Source organism: Azospirillum sp. BE72, from assembly GCF_031455875.1.
In the GTDB taxonomy this organism is placed as follows: Bacteria; Pseudomonadota; Alphaproteobacteria; order Azospirillales; family Azospirillaceae; genus Azospirillum.
Window position 1 is genome coordinate 441,591 of sequence record NZ_JAVDTO010000003.1, and the last position, 15,940, is coordinate 457,530.

General features: G+C 69.3%; 18 protein-coding genes. 8 read left to right on the forward strand and 10 right to left on the reverse strand.

Features of this window, described 5'->3' with window-relative positions; genetic code table 11:
* Positions 1-78: 78 nt before the first annotated feature.
* Both J2Y49_RS13605 and J2Y49_RS13610 read left to right on the forward strand, forming a co-directional pair.
* On the forward strand, positions 79-459 hold the full coding sequence (locus tag J2Y49_RS13605; protein ID WP_310115384.1) for a hypothetical protein: 381 nt from the start codon (positions 79-81) through the stop codon (positions 457-459).
* A gap of 154 nt (positions 460-613) precedes the next feature.
* A complete protein-coding gene (locus J2Y49_RS13610) occupies positions 614-994 on the forward strand; it encodes a response regulator (RefSeq protein ID WP_247883655.1) in 381 nt (126 codons plus the stop codon).
* A gap of 29 nt (positions 995-1,023) precedes the next feature.
* Here the strand turns inward: J2Y49_RS13610 and J2Y49_RS13615 are convergent, their stop codons facing one another.
* The gene (locus J2Y49_RS13615) at positions 1,024-2,226 is read right to left on the reverse strand and encodes an NnrS family protein (protein ID WP_310115385.1); all 1,203 of its coding nucleotides are present in this window, start codon (positions 2,224-2,226) and stop codon (positions 1,024-1,026) included.
* Positions 2,227-2,553: 327 nt separating this feature from the next.
* Between J2Y49_RS13615 and J2Y49_RS13620 the strand changes: the two genes are divergently transcribed.
* A complete protein-coding gene (locus J2Y49_RS13620; RefSeq protein WP_310115386.1) occupies positions 2,554-3,840 on the forward strand; it encodes a winged helix-turn-helix domain-containing protein in 1,287 nt (428 codons plus the stop codon).
* Here the strand turns inward: J2Y49_RS13620 and J2Y49_RS13625 are convergent.
* Positions 3,800-4,279, reverse strand: a complete 480-nt coding sequence (locus tag J2Y49_RS13625; protein ID WP_014189594.1) for an Lrp/AsnC family transcriptional regulator — start codon at positions 4,277-4,279, stop codon at positions 3,800-3,802. The two genes, J2Y49_RS13620 and J2Y49_RS13625, sit on opposite strands and share 41 nt — an antisense overlap.
* A gap of 137 nt (positions 4,280-4,416) precedes the next feature.
* Between J2Y49_RS13625 and J2Y49_RS13630 the strand changes: the two genes are divergently transcribed.
* Both J2Y49_RS13630 and J2Y49_RS13635 read left to right on the forward strand, forming a co-directional pair.
* Positions 4,417-5,034 (forward strand): DedA family protein, encoded by a 618-nt coding sequence (locus J2Y49_RS13630; protein ID WP_310115387.1) that lies wholly within the window; start codon positions 4,417-4,419, stop codon positions 5,032-5,034.
* Positions 5,035-5,155: 121 nt separating this feature from the next.
* A complete protein-coding gene (locus tag J2Y49_RS13635) occupies positions 5,156-5,845 on the forward strand; it encodes an alpha/beta hydrolase (protein ID WP_310115388.1) in 690 nt (229 codons plus the stop codon).
* Here the strand turns inward: J2Y49_RS13635 and J2Y49_RS13640 are convergent.
* Complete coding sequence (locus J2Y49_RS13640; protein ID WP_310115389.1) at positions 5,842-6,582, reverse strand: AraC family transcriptional regulator; 741 nt, start codon at positions 6,580-6,582, stop codon at positions 5,842-5,844. The genes J2Y49_RS13635 and J2Y49_RS13640 overlap by 4 nt on opposite strands.
* Positions 6,583-6,766: 184 nt before the next feature.
* On the opposite strand from J2Y49_RS13640, the gene J2Y49_RS13645 reads away from it, so the two are divergent.
* Complete coding sequence (locus J2Y49_RS13645) at positions 6,767-7,714, forward strand: EamA family transporter (protein WP_310115390.1); 948 nt, start codon at positions 6,767-6,769, stop codon at positions 7,712-7,714.
* On the opposite strand, the gene J2Y49_RS13650 is transcribed toward J2Y49_RS13645, so the two are convergent.
* Positions 7,711-9,078 carry a nucleobase:cation symporter-2 family protein gene (locus J2Y49_RS13650; protein WP_310115391.1) on the reverse strand — a complete coding sequence of 456 codons (1,368 nt, stop codon included), beginning with the start codon at positions 9,076-9,078 and terminating at the stop codon, positions 7,711-7,713. The genes J2Y49_RS13645 and J2Y49_RS13650 overlap by 4 nt on opposite strands.
* A gap of 268 nt (positions 9,079-9,346) precedes the next feature.
* Between J2Y49_RS13650 and J2Y49_RS13655 the strand changes: the two genes are divergently transcribed.
* Both J2Y49_RS13655 and J2Y49_RS13660 read left to right on the forward strand, forming a co-directional pair.
* Positions 9,347-9,685, forward strand: a complete 339-nt coding sequence (locus J2Y49_RS13655) for an acyl carrier protein (RefSeq protein WP_310115392.1) — start codon at positions 9,347-9,349, stop codon at positions 9,683-9,685.
* 1 nt (position 9,686) lies between these two features.
* The gene (locus J2Y49_RS13660) at positions 9,687-11,033 is read left to right on the forward strand and encodes a GH1 family beta-glucosidase (RefSeq protein ID WP_310115393.1); all 1,347 of its coding nucleotides are present in this window, start codon (positions 9,687-9,689) and stop codon (positions 11,031-11,033) included.
* Here J2Y49_RS13660 and J2Y49_RS13665 read toward each other — a convergent pair.
* From J2Y49_RS13665 to J2Y49_RS13690, 6 genes are all read right to left on the reverse strand, one after another.
* Positions 11,030-11,614 (reverse strand): HutD family protein, encoded by a 585-nt coding sequence (locus J2Y49_RS13665; protein WP_310115394.1) that lies wholly within the window; start codon positions 11,612-11,614, stop codon positions 11,030-11,032. The two genes, J2Y49_RS13660 and J2Y49_RS13665, sit on opposite strands and share 4 nt — an antisense overlap.
* A gap of 58 nt (positions 11,615-11,672) precedes the next feature.
* On the reverse strand, positions 11,673-12,371 hold the full coding sequence (locus tag J2Y49_RS13670; RefSeq protein ID WP_310115395.1) for a hypothetical protein: 699 nt from the start codon (positions 12,369-12,371) through the stop codon (positions 11,673-11,675).
* A gap of 232 nt (positions 12,372-12,603) precedes the next feature.
* Positions 12,604-12,768 carry a hypothetical protein gene (locus J2Y49_RS13675; RefSeq protein ID WP_310115396.1) on the reverse strand — a complete coding sequence of 55 codons (165 nt, stop codon included), beginning with the start codon at positions 12,766-12,768 and terminating at the stop codon, positions 12,604-12,606.
* A gap of 276 nt (positions 12,769-13,044) precedes the next feature.
* A complete protein-coding gene (locus J2Y49_RS13680) occupies positions 13,045-14,106 on the reverse strand; it encodes a YihY/virulence factor BrkB family protein (protein ID WP_310115397.1) in 1,062 nt (353 codons plus the stop codon).
* 12 nt (positions 14,107-14,118) lie between these two features.
* Positions 14,119-14,982, reverse strand: coding sequence for a DUF3618 domain-containing protein (locus J2Y49_RS13685; protein WP_310115398.1), 864 nt, complete (start codon positions 14,980-14,982; stop codon positions 14,119-14,121).
* Positions 14,983-15,179: 197 nt separating this feature from the next.
* Entirely contained in the window at positions 15,180-15,779 is a 600-nt protein-coding gene (locus J2Y49_RS13690) for a HupE/UreJ family protein (RefSeq protein ID WP_310115399.1), read from the reverse strand.
* Between the last annotated feature and the right edge of the window lie 161 nt (positions 15,780-15,940).

Genomic DNA, 15,940 nt, shown 5'->3' on the forward strand with positions numbered 1-15,940 from the left:
CCACGTTCGGACAGGTATGCACGGCACAAAAGTCTTCCTGCGGCGTTGTCCATCCAGGACCACGACCAGAGAGGCGACATGAGCGAGCTTGCGGACGATCTCGACCGGCCGACCGGCCTGCGGACCGACAAGGTGCGCGCGACGGTGCGGGAACCCCTGACGGCGGCCGGCTTCCGGGCGATGGATCTGGGCGATGGCTGCCATGCCTGGTACCGGCGTTCCGACGACGGCAACCATGCGCTGATCTCGCACAACAACGCACTCGACGGCGACCCGGCGGTCAGGGATTGGATCGTCGGCCAATATGGCGAGCGCGGCGGCTTCGTCGAGGTCGGCGGCCTGCCGCTGTCCCGCGCGCTGGAAGGGGCGGACGTCCTGCCGTCGCCGGTTCGGCCGGACGGATCTGTGGTGGAAGCCCTCTATCCGTCTCTCCAACAAGCACTTGATGATCTGGGGTGATAGTCCGGATGCAGCTTGCGGATGGCCCAATGGGCGATGACCAAGGTCAGGATGGACAAGCGGACGGCCGAACGGAAAAGCTCACGCCTGTTGCCGCATGGGATTTCGGTCCCCATCTGCGGCCTGACCATCGCCCAGACCAGCAGCGAGCCGCATGTCCATGGAAGCCGACCAGTCCAAGCCCTTGCGCATCCTGCTCGTCGAAGACGAGCCGCTGGTGGCCATGGCCATCGAGGATTCGCTGGAAGTCCAGAATGTCGGCGTCATCGGCCCGGCCGGCACCGTGGCCGAGGCGCTGGACCTGATCGCCAAGGGGGGGATCGACGCGGCCCTGCTCGACGTCTCGCTGCGCGGAGAGCGCGTCGACAGCGTCGCCGACGCGCTCTCCGCGCAGGGCATCCCCTTCGTCTTCACCACCGGCCACGGCGCCGCCGGCCTGCCGAAGGGCCATCAGGACCGCCCCGTCCTGACCAAGCCCTTCCGCGAGGTCGAGATGAACGACGCCATCGACCGCTACTTCCGCGGCGCCGCCTGAGAGTTCATCAGCCTCAACCCGGGCGGCCATTACCCAGGGCGACCGTCGGCGCGCGGCGCCAGCAGGACCGGGGCATAGGCGACCAGATACAGGGTGAAGGCGGCGACCCAGCCGTAGCCCGACCATTGCAGCGCCGACCATACCCAGTCCACCGGCAGCAGCGGCGAGACGGTGCGGGCGACCGCCGCGACCGTCAGCAGCACATAGGCGGCGACCGTCACCCGCGTCACCACCAGCGGCCGCCCGGTGTGGCCCAGCGAGGCGCGGCTCATCACCGCCAGGATCAGCGTGGCGAAGGCGCCGACCGTCAGCGCATGGGTTCCCGCCGCGGCAGGAACGTCGGCAAGTGCATGCAGTCCGCGCAGCAGCAGCGCCACCGGCACCCAAAGATAGCCGACATGCAGGATCCACAGGATCGGCGAGCGCCAAGCCTTCCAGCCCTGCCAGCCGGCCAGCCGCGCGGTATGAGCCACGGCGGCGGCAAGCGCGATCAGCCCGGTGACCACCGACTCCGGCGCCGCCATCGTCGCCGGGATCAGCGCCAGCGTCAGGACGAGGGTCGCCCGCTCCACCAGCGGCCATGAGCGCACGCCAAGGCCGGCGCGGCCCAGCCCGTTGCGGGTGAAGGCCGGCAGGATGCGCCCGCCGATCACCGTCACCATCATCAGAACGATGCCGAGGCCGAGCGCGAATCCGGCCTCCACGCCGCCGTCCAGCAGGTCCAGCCATTCCAGATGGATCAGCAGGTTGGCGGTGGTCAGCAGCCCTATCAGGATCAGGAAGGCGCTGTTGCGCCACTTGCCGGCGGCCACCAGCGGCCGGGCGAGCGCGAAGCCCAGCCCCGGCAGGAAGGCGATGTCGATCACCGCCGCCACCGGTTCCGGCACGCCGGCCCAGGGGAAGACGGCGACGCGGCCGGCCATCCACACTGCTGCGAGCGCCATCAGCGGAGCGCCCGCCACCGCCTTGGTGCCGGTCCAGCTCGGCACGGCGGTCAGCAGGAAGCCGGCGACGGCGGCGACCACCATGCCGAACAGCATCTCATGTGCGTGCCAGGCGCTGGCGCCGGCGGCATGCTGCGGCCATTCCCCGGTCACCAGCACGGCCAGCCAAGCGGCCAGCAGGCCGACGGCGGCCACGCCGCTGAACAGGAAGAAGAAACGGAAGCCATATTGGAACAGGATCGGGATCGCGGGGCCGTCGTCGCGGCCGGCAAGACTGGGTGAAGACATGAACGGGGACTCCCCAAAACGGGTGCAGCGGTGCAGGATTGATCGCCAGCGTGAGCCCGGAACCCCGTCCCCGCCTTGACGAAAATCAAACGCATTCGCAAGCTGCTCCCCCACCCTCTCACGGTTCCCTGCCCACGGATCGACCGTTTGAAGCCCCTCTCCCTCGATGGGAGAGGGGTTGGGGTGAGGGTGGCGCCGGTGCATACCGGCCGGAAACCTGTTCTGTACCAGTGTCGTACGTATGTTTACCCCTCACCGAGTATCTATACCCCTCACCCCAACCCCTCTCCCGCAAGGGGAGAGGGGCTTCAAGCGATTGCCCAGCCCATGCCCCGTTCCGACAGCCTGTCCCTGCGTGAGGCCCGCCGCATCGCCATCACGGCGCAGGGCTTCGCCAACACTGCCCCCGAAGACGCTTCAACCGCCGAGGCGGTAGAGGCCCGCCATGCCCGGCGCATGATCGGCCGGCTGGGCCTGGTGCAGATCGATTCCGTCAATGTGCTGGTGCGCTCCCACTACCTGCCGCTCTTCTCGCGGCTCGGACCCTACGAGGCGGCGCTTCTCGACCGGCTGGCCTATGGCGGCAAGCGGCGGGCGCTGTTCGAATATTGGGGCCACGAGGCCTCGCTGATCCCGGTGGAGCAGCAGCCGCTGTTCCGCTGGCGCATGGCGCGGGCCGAACGCGGCGAGGGCATCTATGGCGAGTTGGCCCGCTTCGCCGTCGAACGCCGCCCCTATATCGACTCCGTCCTGGCGGAGGTCGCGGCGCGCGGACCGATGGGCGCGTCGGAACTCAGCGAGGCCGGGCGTGGAGCCGGCGGCTGGTGGGGCTGGAGCGACGGCAAGCGGGCGCTGGAGTACCTGTTCTGGGCCGGCCTCGTCACCACCGCCGGACGGCGCGGTTTCGAGCGGCTCTACGACCTGCCGGAGCGGGTGCTGCCCGCTGCCATCCTCGACACCCCCACCCCGGAGGAGGCCGAGGCCCAGCGTATCCTGCTGCGCATCGCCGCGCGTGCCCATGGCGTGGCGACGGAACGCGACCTGCGCGACTATCACCGGCTGGAGGTCGCCGACGCCCGCCTGCGCATCGCCGAGCTGGTCGAGGCCGGCGAGTTGATGCCGGTGGCGGTGGAGGGCTGGGAGCGCATCGCCTACGTCACCCCCGACCTGCGGGTTCCCCGCAAGGCCCAGGCCCGCGCCCTGCTCTCCCCCTTCGATTCGCTGATCTGGGAACGGCAGCGCACCGAGCGCCTGTTCGGCGCCCGCATCCGGCTGGAGATCTATACCCCCGCCCACAAGCGGGAACATGGCTATTACGTGCTGCCTTTCCTGATGGACGAGCGCATCGCCGCCCGTGTCGACCTGAAGTCGGACCGTAAGGCCTGCACCCTGCTGGTCCAGGCCGCCCACACCGAGCCCCACGCCAACCCTGCGGCCGTCGCCCCGCCCCTGGCGGCGGAACTGCGCCGGCTGGCCGGCTGGCTCGGGCTGGAGCGCGTGACCGTCTGCGGTGGCGGCGATCTGGCGCCGGCTTTGGTTGGGGCTTTGCAGCAGACCGGCGCGGACGCTTTGCTCACTCCAGATGGTCAAGCGGCAGCCGGGTCTCGAACTTGACCTCCTTCAGGGTGACACTCGATTTGACGTGCGACACCGCGGGGATGGAAAAGATGCGCTCGCTGAGGAAGCGGCCGTAATCCTCGGTGGTCGGCACGACGATGCGCAGCAGATAGTCGGCGTCGCCGGTGACGGCGAAGCATTCCAGCACCTGCGGCATGCCGGCGATGGCGGTCTCGAACTGTTCGACCGCGTTCTCCTTGTGGCGTTCCAGCGTGACATGGGCGAAGACGCATTCGCCGAGCCCCAGCTTGCGCGGGTCGAGCTGGACCGTGTAGCGGCGGATGACGCCGATGTCCTCCATCGACCGCACCCGGCGCCAGCAGGGGGAAGCCGAGAGGCCGACGGTGTCGCCTAACTCCTGCATGGTCAGGCGGGCATTCTCCTGCAGGGCCGCCAGGATCCCCTTCTCATGCCGGTCGAGCTTGATCGTCGCCATTCCGTCTCTCTTCAATCCGCGCCGGAAACCATCATCTACGGGAACATATGCCGGGCGGACGGCGACTGCGAGTCCCCCCGGCGCAACCAATCGGCCCGCCCGGTGTTCTCCGGTTGGGCAGACACGGGAGATTGAGTGTGTTCGACTGGATCGTCAGGTTGGTGGAGCAGACCGGCTATCTCGGCGTGGCACTGCTGATGTTCGCGGAGAACCTGTTTCCGCCCATCCCATCGGAGCTGATCCTGCCGCTGGCCGGCTTCACCGCCGCTCGCGGGGACATGAGCCTGCCCCTGGTGGTGGTCGCGGGCACGGCCGGCGCGCTGGTTGGCGCGCTGTTCTGGTACGCGATCGGCCGCTGGGTCGGCTGCCGCCGGCTGAAGCACTGGGCCGAACGCCATGGCCGCTGGCTGACCATCAGCCCCGACGAGGTGGATGAGGCCGCCTCCCATTTCCGCGAGCATGGTGGGCGGGCGGTGCTGATCGGCCGGATGATCCCGGCGGTGCGCACGCTGATCTCCATCCCCGCCGGCGTGTCGGAAATGGCGCTGGCGCCCTTCCTGCTCTACACCACCCTGGGCACCGCGATCTGGACGACCTTCCTCGCCACCGCCGGCTATCTGCTGGAAGACCGCTATCAGCAGGTTTCCGGCTGGCTGAACCCGGTGTCCAACATCGTCGCGGTTGGCATCGCCCTCTGGTACGTCTACCGGGTCGCCACCTTCGGCCGGCGGACGTCCAAGCAGCCGGCGGAATAGCGGGCGCCGTTTCCGCCCGGAGGAATTCCGCCCAGAGGAAAACTCCCCCGCCGCGGCTGGACGCCGCCGCCGCCGGCATGCTCTTCCTGGCCTGTCCGACCGCCAGCGGGAGCATCAGCCCATGGGTTCCACCCCGACAATCATCCTCGTCCACGGCGCCTTCGCCGACGGCTCCAGCTGGGGCCGGGTGATCCCCCGCCTGCAGGCGGAAGGGCTGGCGGCGGTCGCGGTGCAGAACCCGCTGGTGTCGCTCGACGACGATGTCGCCCATGTTCAGCGCGCCATCGACCGGACGAAGGGGCCGGTGCTGCTGGTCGGCCATTCCTGGGGCGGGGCGGTCATCACCCAGATCGGCGATCAGGAGCGGGTGAAGGCGCTGGTCTATGTCGCCGCCTTCGCCCCCGACGCCGGGCAGTCGCCGAACGACACGCTGAAGCCATTCCCGCCATCGGCCGGCCTGTCCGGCGTCTCGGTCGACAAGGGCCGCTTCCTGACCCTGACGCCCGAGGGGATGGCCCGCAACTTTGCCCAGGACCTCCCTCCCGAAGACGCCGCCCTGCTGGCCGCGACCCAGGGGCCGGTGGCGGCCGCCTGCTTCGCCAGCAGGGTTTCCGCCGCCGCCTGGAAGGCCAAGCCCGCCTGGTACATCGTCGCCACCCAGGACCGCATGCTGCCGCCGGACTTCCTGCGCGCCACCGCCGCGCGCATCGGCGCCCGCACGGTGGAGGTCGAGAGCGGCCACGCCCCCCACCTGTCGCGCCCGGACGCCGTGGCGGCGGTTATCGTCGAGGCGGCGCGCGCGGCGGTCTAAAGTCGGTTCCGTAGCGCCCCCGGCGTGGTGCCGCGGCGGCGGCGCAGGCTGCGGGTCAGGGCGCTCTGGTCGGAAAATCCCACCACCAACGCCACTTCCGCCAACGGCAGATCTCCGTCGCGCAGCAGCGCCTCCGCCCGGTCCAGCCGCAGCTCGGCCAGCCGGCGGGCCGGGGTGGTGCCGGTCTGCGCACGGAAGCGCTCATGGAAACGGCTGGGCGCCAGCCCGACCGCGGCGGCCAGTTCCGCCACCGTCAACGGCTCCTCGCACCGTTCCGCCATCAGGACCAACGCCCGCTCCACCGGATCGACCGGCGCGGGCGTCATAGGACGGCGCGATTCCAGGGCGCGCAGCAGCAGCCCGGCCGCATGATGCGCCTGCACCGGGTCGAGCGGCCGGTCGGCCGCCTCCGCCGCCAGATAGCGCACCAAGCCATCCAACGCCGTGTCGATGGGGAAGAAAGCGTTGCAGGCATGCACCGCGGCCTCCGGCACCAGCCCGCCGGCCGGCACGTCCAGCACGACGAAGCGGTTGGTCCCGGCGCTGCGGAAGCTGTGCGGCATCCCGTCCGCCACCAGCACGCCGCGCCCGTCGCCCACCCGCCCGCAAATGCCGGCGACCTCCATGTCGAGGGTCCCGGCGATGGGCAGGACGATCTGGTGATGATCATGCGCGTGCCGCCGCTCGAACCCGTCGTAACTGCGGGTGCTGACGCTCGGCCGATGCGGGGAGGCCACGCCGTCGGACTCCTGGGGAACGGGTTGGAGCGGCCATGCTACGCCGCCGGGACCGAGGCGTACAGGCACACCTACGATCCCTTCCGCCGGAGAACCGGTCAATCCCGGCCGGAGCCCCGGTCAAGACAGCGTGCCGTTCACCGGCTATGGTCGCCCGATCCACGCCAACCGACCGATCCCCATCATGCCCGCCTCAACCGCCGCCCGCCCCGCCCTGCCCGACCGCCCGGCCGTCAACCGCGCCACGCTGGTCGGCTTCACCGCCATCCTGATGTGGGCGACGTTGGCCCCGCTGGCGACGCTGGCGTCGATGGTGCCACCGTTCCAACTGGTGGCGACCTCCTTCCTGCTGGCCTTTCTGGTCGGCAGCGGCTGGACGGCGCTGCGCGGCGACAACCCCTTGCGCTATTTCCGCCAGCCGCCCGCCGCCTGGGCACTGGGGGTGGGCGGGCTGTTCGGCTTCCACTTCCTCTATTTCATGGCACTGCAGGCGGCGCCGCCGGTGGAGGCCAACCTGATCAACTACCTGTGGCCGCTGCTGATCGTGCTGTTCTCCGCATTGCTGCCGGGGGAGCGGCTGCGGGCGTGGCATGTCGGCGGCGCCGTTGCCGGTCTGGCGGGCACCGCGCTGCTGATCGCCCGCGGCGGGAGCGGCGGCCTGGGGAGCGGGTTCTCCATCGATCCGGCGCATCTGCCGGGCTATGCGGCGGCCCTGGGCAGCGCCATCACCTGGGCCGGCTATTCGGTGCTGCGCCGCCGGCTGGGCCAGATCGGCGAGGCGCCGACCGACGCCGTCAGCGCCTTCTGCCTCGCCACCGCAGCCCTGTCGCTGCTCTGCCATCTGGCACTGGAACAGACGGTGTGGCCGGAGACCCTTGCGGGCTGGGGAGCGATGCTGCTGCTGGGGCTGGGTCCGGTGGGGGCGGCCTTCTTCGTCTGGGACCATGGCGTGCGCCACGGCGACATCCGGGCGCTGGGGGCGCTGTCCTATCTGGCGCCGCTGCTGTCGACCCTGCTGCTGGTCCTGTTCGGCCTCGCTCCCAATTCGGGGATCATCTGGGTGTCCTGCGCCCTGATCGCCGGCGGCTCGCTGCTGGCGAGCAAGGACCTGCTGCAGCGAAAATCCTCCTAGGCCTCCGCCCCCTGCGCCGCGGCGGCGACGTCGTGGCGGGCGCGGTCGCCGGTCGTCAGGCCGTTGAAGTACCAGTTCAGCGCCACCGCAGTCAGCGTGCCCAGCAGGATGCCGCTGTGCAGCAGCGGCGACAGGAAGGACGGCATCTGCGAGAAGAACTTGTCCGACACCAGCGGGATCAGCCCGACGCCGACGCTGACCGCCACGACGATCAGGTTCTCGCGCCGGTTGGCGTAATCGACCTGCGACAGGATCCGCACGCCGGTCGCCGCCACCATGCCGAACATCACCAGCCCGGCGCCGCCCAGCACGAAGGCCGGGACCGAGGCCACCACATGGGCCAGCTTCGGCAGCAGCCCCAGCAGCAGCAGGATCAGCCCGCCTGCCGCACAGACCCAGCGGCTGCGCACGCCCGTCACCCCGACCAGCCCGACATTCTGCGAGAAGGAGGTATAGGGAAAGGTGTTGAAGACACCGCCGATCAGCGTGCCCAGCCCGTCGGTGCGCAAGCCCCGGACCAGATCCTCCTGCGTCACCGGGCGGCCGACCATGTCGCCGACGGCCAGGAACATACCGGTCGACTCGATCATCACCACGATCATCACCAGCGACATGGTCAGGATGGCGACGGGGTCGAAGACCGGCAGGCCGAACTGGAAGGGCTGGACCAGCGCCACCCACGGTGCTTCGGCCAAGCCGCTGAAATTGACCATGCCCAGCGCCATCGCCAGCACCATCCCGGCCACCAGCCCCAGCAGCACCGCGACGTTGCGGACGAATCCGCGGCCATGCTTCATCAGTGCCAGGATCGTCACCAGCACAAAGGCGGCGACCCCCAGGAATGCCGGATCGCCGAAGCGCGGATTGCCCACCCCGCCGCCGGCCCAGCCCACCCCGACCCGCATCAGCGAGATGCCGATGATGGCGATGACGCTGCCGGTCACCACCGGCGGAAACAAAGGCAGCAGCCGGCCGACCAGAGGTGCGGCCACCATGGCGAAGACGCCGGACCCGATCACCGCGCCATAGATCCCCAAGAGCCCAAGCGACGGGTTGGCCGCCATCGCCACCATCGGCCCAACGGCGGCGAAGGTGACGCCCATCATGATCGGAAGCCGGATGCCGAACCGCCAGAACCCCACCGCCTGGATCAGCGTGACCACGCCGCAGGCGAACAGGTCGGCGTTGATCAGCATGGCGATCTGGTCCTTGGGCAGCTTCAGCGCCCCGCCGATGATCAGAGGCACCGCGATGGCCCCGGCATACATCACCAGCACATGCTGCAGCCCCAGCGCCAGCAGCCGCCAGGGCGGCAGCACCTCGTCGACGGGATGGGCGGCTGTCTTGTCGGTGGCGCGTGTCATGGCGCAAGCCTCGCTGTCCTGTTGTGCGGCATTGCGATGCATGGGCCGTGCCGCGTCGCCGCACCGCGTCCCGCGTGGCGGACACCAAACGAGCCTGCACAAGATGTGGGCATGTTCCGATCGAGGCTGCCCGCGCAGGTGGCAAATCCCGCGCGGTTTTTTGCCGCGCCGGGTGGAGGCGGCGATGATGGCTGCGTTATTCTTTAACGATCCGTGGGTACAGTCGCTGTCGCCTACCCCTTTCGCGCAACCCGAACAGAGCGTCGCGATGAGCAAGTCGATCGAGGGTGTATCCAACTGGATGCACATGTTCCGTTGGATCGTGAAGCTGATCCGCGACGAATACGGGGTGGACGAAGCTCTGCTGACCCGGAGTGCGACGCTGGAGACCGACATCCAACTGTCGATCGACCAGGTCGAGCAGGTTCTGGAATACATCTCCGAGAGCTTCGGCATCCGTTTCCCCGAAGGGACCCTGGACGAGCTGGTGAAGCTGGAGGAGCTTTGCCTGTTGGCGAGCTGGATCAAGGGCTATTACAAGCGCCCCGAGTTCATCTCCGACGAGTTCGAGAGCCGCTGCCGCAGCATCAACGAGATTGCCGCCTGAGATGACAGACCCGACCTTCTCCTATCCGCCCGGCTCCTATCCGCCCGGTTTCGTCTGGGGCGTCTCCACCTCCGCCTACCAGATCGAAGGGGCGGCGGCCGAGGACGGGCGCGGCGCCAGCATCTGGGACGTCCGCTGCCGCACCCAGGGCGGGGTGGTGAACGGCGACACCGGCGACGTGGCTTGCGACCATTACCACCGCATGGCGGAGGACGTGGCGCTGATGAAGGGGCTGGGCGTCGACGCCTACCGCTTCTCCGTCTCGTGGCCGCGGGTGCTGCCGCGCGGCAAGGGCGCGGTGAACGAGGCGGGGCTGGACTTCTACGACCGGTTGGTCGACCGGCTGCTGGAGGCGGGGATCGAGCCCTGGCTGTGCCTCTATCACTGGGATCTGCCGCAGGCCCTGCAGGATCTGGGCGGCTGGTCGGCCCGCGACTGCGCCGGATGGTATGCCGACTATGCCGCGCTCTGCGCCCGGCGCTACGGCGACCGGGTGAAGCGCTGGATCACCTTCAACGAATTCTCAGTCTTCACCCTGTTCGGCTATGCGATTCCGTGGGCGGCGCCGGGCATCGTCGACCGGGCGCAGCATCTGCGCGCCATCCATCATGTCAACCTCGCCCATGGCGCGGGGGTGGACGTGCTGCGGGATCTGGTGCCCGGCGCCTCCATCGGCGCGATCCACAACCGGCAGGTCGTGATCCCCGAGACCGACACGCCGGAAAACCACGCCGCGGCGGCGCTGCTGGACGAGCATTGGAACCTCGTCTTCTGCGATCCGCAGATCCTCGGCCATTATCCGCCGCAGACCGCCGCCGCCATCGAGCCGTACGTCCAAGCGGGAGACATGGCGCGGATCGCCCGGCCGGTGGACTGGTTCGGGCTGAACCACTACGGCCCGATCTTCGCCAAGGCCGATCCCTCCCGGACCTGGGGCTACGGCTGGGGCGACGCGCCGCCCGATTCGCCGACCCACGGCGTCGGCTGGGCAATCTTCCCCGACGCCTTCCGGGACGAGCTGCTGACCATCCAGCGCCGCTACCGCCTGCCCATAGTGGTGACGGAGAACGGCTGCGGCGGCAGCGACACCGTCAGCCCCGACGGCGCCGTCCACGATCCGCACCGCATCAACTACCTGACCATCTACAACGCCGCGATGCGCGATGCGATGGCCCAGGGCGCCGACGTGCGCGGCTATTTCGTCTGGTCGCTGCTGGACAATTTCGAATGGGGCAGCGGCTATGGCCAACGCTTCGGCATCGTCCATGTGGACTTCCAAACCCTGGCCCGCACGCCGAAGGACTCGGCGCGCTGGTATGCGGAGCTGATCCGGAAGGCGAAGGCCTAACGTCGGCGCACCTCCGCGCACACGCCCTCCGCCCCGTCCGGCACCTCCACCCGCGCGGCGCCGTCGCGCAGGAGCAGGCTGTGCCCTTCGGGAACCGGCAGGGCGTCCCCGCCATCGGAGGTGACGGACAGGCATCCGGCAAGGGCGTGGACCAGAACCACATCGCCGCCGGCACGTTGGCCGGCCGGACCAGCCAGCAGCGACAGGGTGCCGGTGGCCGACGCGCGGTCGAGCATCAGGTTCACGTCGCGGATCGGGCCGGCGGTCGGCTCGCACCACACCGTCGACTCGCCGGGAAAGGCGAAGGCGGGGTCCAGGCGGCGCCGTTCGACCGGCGGGGCGCCATCGACGGACAGGCGCATGCCGTCGCCCTCCACCACGGCAATCAGCCGGTCATAGCCGGGAAAGGCCGAAAATGGACCGGCTTCGACGACATCGGCGATGCTGACCCGCCATAGGAAGCGACCATCGGATGTCGGGCCGGAGGTCGGCTCCACCGCCAGTTCGGTGGTGACGCCGCCGCCATTCTTCCAGGGAACGCGGCGGTGATCGGCGGGGCTCAGAAGGGTGACGGTGGGCAAGGTCAGGCTCCGGCGCGGATGAACTCCGCACCGTCATAGCACAGCCGGTGCCGATGCCTCAGGCGAAGAGATTGAAGCTGCCCATCAGCTTCTGCGTTCCGGTCTGGCCGGTGGGGATCGAATTCAGGCTACCGATGGCGCTGTTCAACCCATCCAGCGTCGCCTGCTGCCCGGTGGTCAGGGCCATGCCGGTGTCCCCCTTGGCCGGAGCCTTGGCCACGGTGTCGTAATCCTTGCTGTAGTTCCCCATCACCAACTGCATGGCGTAGTTCTTGGGGTCCTTGTCCGACTGGCCCTTGTCGCGGGTGACGCGCAGGGTGTAGTCGCCCTTGTCGACCGTCAGATTGCCGGCCTGCAGCTTCTTGAAGGAGTCGTAATTGTCGCCGGACTTCGGGTCGCTGTCGGCCAATACCCGGCCCAGCCGGTTCATCAGCTGGACACGCACGCCGTCGTCGCCGACCTGACCCATGGTCATCTCACCCTTGGAGGTGACCTTGAACTTGTAGAAATCGACCTTGTCGTTCGCCGACAGCGTGCTGGCGACGTTCAGGCGGGTGGCGTTCTTGGCAAGAACGCCGATGTCGGTGGCGCCGGACGTGGCGGTCGACGCCGACTTCTTGACCGTCTTGGAAAATTCCTGGACGTCGCCGACGGCCTGGTTGCTCTGCGACTTCTTGATGGCCTCGACCGCGTTTTTGATCGACGCGTTGAGGCCGGACACCATAGAGCTGACGCTTGAGAGAGCATCATCCGCCATGATCCGTCATCCTTCTTCCGATCCGACCATCACATTCAAACCCGAACGAGCGGATTCGAATGCCGCCGAGAGGTACCAACAAGGGTGCGGCCGGCTGCGCCGCCACCCGGACACGTCTGCCCTAAGGGAGTATACGACAACAGCCGGCGGAACATAGGTAGGATTCGTGATTTTTTTGGTCCAAAGCAGGGATGCGGGGCCTGCACGCCACGGTTGGCGGCCCGACCCCGGCTCAGGATCGCGGCTTTCCCTCCATTTCCGGGTTCGTTGCGGACCGCGTGGCGGTCAGGCCGGCCGGCTGCGGGGCCGACTCGGAAGCGGCCGGTCCGGCCGGTTCGTCGGCCAGGGGGCAGTGCGGCGGCTGGGTGGGGCCGGTGACGACATCGAAATCGAACATGACAACCTCTCTTGCGGATGAGGAAGCCGCCCGGATCGCCCGTGTTCGGATTTTGAGGATGTGCAGCCCGTCAAGGGCAGAGGTCACAAACACGAAAGCCGCCGCGGGTCGGTCCGGGCGGCTTCGGGAATGAGCGACAGATGCGCGTTCCTAGGCCGCCGGACGAAACCAGCGGCCAAAATATCGGGAGCGTCCGGAGGACGCGATGGAAAGCGCCTGTTGCATGACGGCGACCATAGCGCGCGGCCGCCGCCCTGCCAAGGGGCATTTTCCCGATCAGCTTGCCTTGCGCTCGCCCACCGTGTCGGCGACATAGGCGTCGCGCTGCCCCAGCGGCCGGGCAGGCCGGCCGTCCCGGTCGGTGGTGTCGCGGGCGGTCTGGTGCTCGATCTCGGCGTTCAGCTCGGCCCCCAGCAGTACGACGTAGGAGGTCAGGTTGAACCACAGCAGCAGCACCACGACCGCGCCGACCGACCCGTAGGTCTCGTTGTAGCTGCCGAAATTCGACACATAGATTGAAAAGCCCAGCGATCCCAGCAGCCAGACCAGGGTCGCCGCCGCCGACCCCCAGGAGACCCAGCGCCATTGCGGCTCCCGCCGGTCGGGGGCATAGCGGTAGAAGACGGCAAGCCCCAGGATGATCGCCACGGCCAGGATCGGCCAGCGGGCAAGGCTGGCGATCCAACCGATCGGCGTGTCCTGCAGCCCGATGATGTTGATCGCGGCCGGCACCGCGACGATCATCACCATGGCGGTGATAACGAAGAGCAGGCCGGCCACCGTCAGGCTCATCGACAGGATCGCCAGCTTGATGAAGCTCCGCGTCTCCTGCTCGCCATAGGCGATGTTGAGCGCCGTCACCAGCGAGTTGGTGCCGCGCGACGCGCTCCACAGGGTCAGCAGCAAGCCGAAGATCAGGCCGAAACCCAGCCCCTGAGACGGGGTGGTGGCCACCTTGCGGGCCTGGTCGCTGACGATGGACAGAGCTTCCGGCGGGAGCAGGCCGCCCATCTGACTCAGCTGGTTCTCGATCATCACCGGGTCGGCGACGAGGCCGTAGATGGAGACCAGTGCCGCGATGGCCGGGAAGATGGCGAGCAGCCCGTAATAGGCCACGCCCGCCGCCAGCATCGAAACGTTGTCCTTGCTCTGCTCGTCCCACACCCGCAGCAGGATGTCCTTCCATCCCTTCTTGGGAATGTCGGACGGGGTTTCCGCCGACCGCCCGCGCCCGTCCCGGCCTCCGCCGCGCGCGTCATTGGCGGCGCGCCCGGCCGCATGGTGCCCGTTCGCACGGTTCCGGTGCTCGTAGTAATGGCGGCGGCTCAACCCCAGCATGACCCGCCCTCCTCAGACCACGGCTTCGCGCAGCGCGCCGACGCGGTGGCGGGCGGTCTCCACGGCATGGAACTGGGCGCCGATGACGACCTGCAGGTGATCGTCCGGCGCATCGCGCAGGGCATCGCGGAACAGGGCCAGCGTACCGTCCAGCCCGCTTTCCAGCCGTGCCAGCAGGTCGCCCCGCCCGGCCGTTCCACCGACGCCCGCCACGACGCTGCGCGCGCTCGCCTCCGCCAGGCCATGCAGGGGCGACCAGACCCGGCCGCCGTCACCCGCGGTCTCGATCCAGCCGCCGCCGTTGCGCAGCTCGGCGTCCAGTTCCATGGCGCTGCGGTCGAGCTGATCGGCCAGGGTTTCCAGGCGGGCGGACAGGGCCGGGTCGGCGATGGTCATGTCGGCGCGGCGGAAGGCGTCCGAGCCGTCGCGGCAGGCGGCGATCAGGTCGGTCAGCACATGCCGGCTGCGCGGGTCCAACTGCCGGCCGCGGGGATCGTAATCGTCGAATTCGGTGGTGGCTTCCGGGGTGCGGGCGACCGCCCAGGCGAGCCAGAGGGCGCCTACGCCCATCAGCGCCACGGGAATCGGGTTGGCGCGGACGGCGCGGGCGATCCGGCCGGACATGCCGTTGCCGCCGCCTTCGATGACGTCGCGCACCACCTGCACCACCCCGCCCGACATCTGGCCGGGCGACAGGCGGAATTCGATCTCGTCGATCACCGCGTCCATGCGGGCGCGGATCGACTCGATCTCGTGCTCGATCTCTTCGGGCCGGCGGTTCTGCGCCGCTGTCGTGGCCCCGGCAGCGGCCGCGTGGTCGGAGGAAACCGACGCGGACGGAGCGGCGGACGGAATGGCGTCGTTGTGGTTGGTCATGCCGGACGTCTCCTGTGGGGGCTGCCGGCTTGCAACACCAGGGGGCGGCGATTGTTCCGGCCTGACCTGCACAGGAAAAGGGCCGGAAGGTCTCCCTCCCGGCCCCGTCCTTCAAAACATGTATCCGCCGCCCGCGATCGGGCGAGCCGGACTTGGGCCAGCCGGATTCGGGCCAGCCAGACTTGGGCCAGCCGAACTCAGGCAAGCGTGACCAGCGCCACACCGCCGAGGCCGATTGCCGCGCCCAGGCCGCGCAGGACGAGCCCGCCCCTGCCCTCGCGTGCAACGCCGCGCAGCGACAGGGCCACGGCGACGCCGGCCCCATGCAGCAGGGCGGTGGCGAGCGCGAAGCCCAGGCCGTAGAGCAGCGGCTGCGCCGCCTCCGGCATCTCGGCCCCATGGGCCTGGCCGTGGAACAGCGCGAACAGCGCGACCGCCGCCAGCGACACCGGCAGCGACAGGCGCGACCGCGCGGCGACCAGGGCGCCCAGCACGATGACCGAACCGGCGATCCCCAGCTCCACCGCCGGCAGGCCGATGCCGGCCATGCCCAGCAGGCCGCCGCCGATCATGGCGGTGACGAAGGCCGCCGGCAGCGCCCACAACGCCGCGCCGCCGCGCTGCGCCGCCCACAGCCCGACCGCCACCATGGCCAGCAGATGGTCCCAGCCGCCGACCGGATGCAGGAAGCCGTGGACGAAGCCGGCATCATGGGCGCCGAAGGTGTGGGCGTCGGCAACCGCCGGCAGCACCAGCCCGGCCAGCAGGACGGCCGAGGCGAGGGGGAAACGTTTCATGGACAAGCATCCTCTGATGTCGTGTCGCGCCCGCCACGACCCTCCCGCCCGACGCATGGGGAGCCGGGCTGCATGGCGCGGTTGGGGCGAAGTGTAGCAGAAAGCGTCATCTCGGCCATGGCCGAGACACCGGGCCGACCCCGCCGGATCTACGTATTTTG

Excerpts from the sequence above, each read along its gene's own strand:
- J2Y49_RS13645 (WP_310115390.1), top strand. The coding sequence starts at position 6,767 with ATGCCCGCCTCAACCGCCGCCCGCCCCGCCCTGCCCGACCGCCCGGCC.
- J2Y49_RS13690 (WP_310115399.1), bottom strand. The coding sequence starts at position 15,779 with ATGAAACGTTTCCCCCTCGCCTCGGCCGTCCTGCTGGCCGGGCTGGTG.
- J2Y49_RS13675 (WP_310115396.1), bottom strand. The coding sequence starts at position 12,768 with ATGTTCGATTTCGATGTCGTCACCGGCCCCACCCAGCCGCCGCACTGC.
- J2Y49_RS13615 (WP_310115385.1), bottom strand. The coding sequence starts at position 2,226 with ATGTCTTCACCCAGTCTTGCCGGCCGCGACGACGGCCCCGCGATCCCG.
- J2Y49_RS13620 (WP_310115386.1), top strand. The coding sequence starts at position 2,554 with ATGCCCCGTTCCGACAGCCTGTCCCTGCGTGAGGCCCGCCGCATCGCC.
- J2Y49_RS13660 (WP_310115393.1), top strand. The coding sequence starts at position 9,687 with ATGACAGACCCGACCTTCTCCTATCCGCCCGGCTCCTATCCGCCCGGT.
- J2Y49_RS13625 (WP_014189594.1), bottom strand. The coding sequence starts at position 4,279 with ATGGCGACGATCAAGCTCGACCGGCATGAGAAGGGGATCCTGGCGGCC.
- J2Y49_RS13650 (WP_310115391.1), bottom strand. The coding sequence starts at position 9,078 with ATGACACGCGCCACCGACAAGACAGCCGCCCATCCCGTCGACGAGGTG.
- J2Y49_RS13685 (WP_310115398.1), bottom strand. The coding sequence starts at position 14,982 with ATGACCAACCACAACGACGCCATTCCGTCCGCCGCTCCGTCCGCGTCG.
- J2Y49_RS13610 (WP_247883655.1), top strand. The coding sequence starts at position 614 with ATGTCCATGGAAGCCGACCAGTCCAAGCCCTTGCGCATCCTGCTCGTC.
- J2Y49_RS13655 (WP_310115392.1), top strand. The coding sequence starts at position 9,347 with ATGAGCAAGTCGATCGAGGGTGTATCCAACTGGATGCACATGTTCCGT.
- J2Y49_RS13670 (WP_310115395.1), bottom strand. The coding sequence starts at position 12,371 with ATGGCGGATGATGCTCTCTCAAGCGTCAGCTCTATGGTGTCCGGCCTC.
- J2Y49_RS13680 (WP_310115397.1), bottom strand. The coding sequence starts at position 14,106 with ATGCTGGGGTTGAGCCGCCGCCATTACTACGAGCACCGGAACCGTGCG.
- J2Y49_RS13605 (WP_310115384.1), top strand. The coding sequence starts at position 79 with ATGAGCGAGCTTGCGGACGATCTCGACCGGCCGACCGGCCTGCGGACC.
- J2Y49_RS13635 (WP_310115388.1), top strand. The coding sequence starts at position 5,156 with ATGGGTTCCACCCCGACAATCATCCTCGTCCACGGCGCCTTCGCCGAC.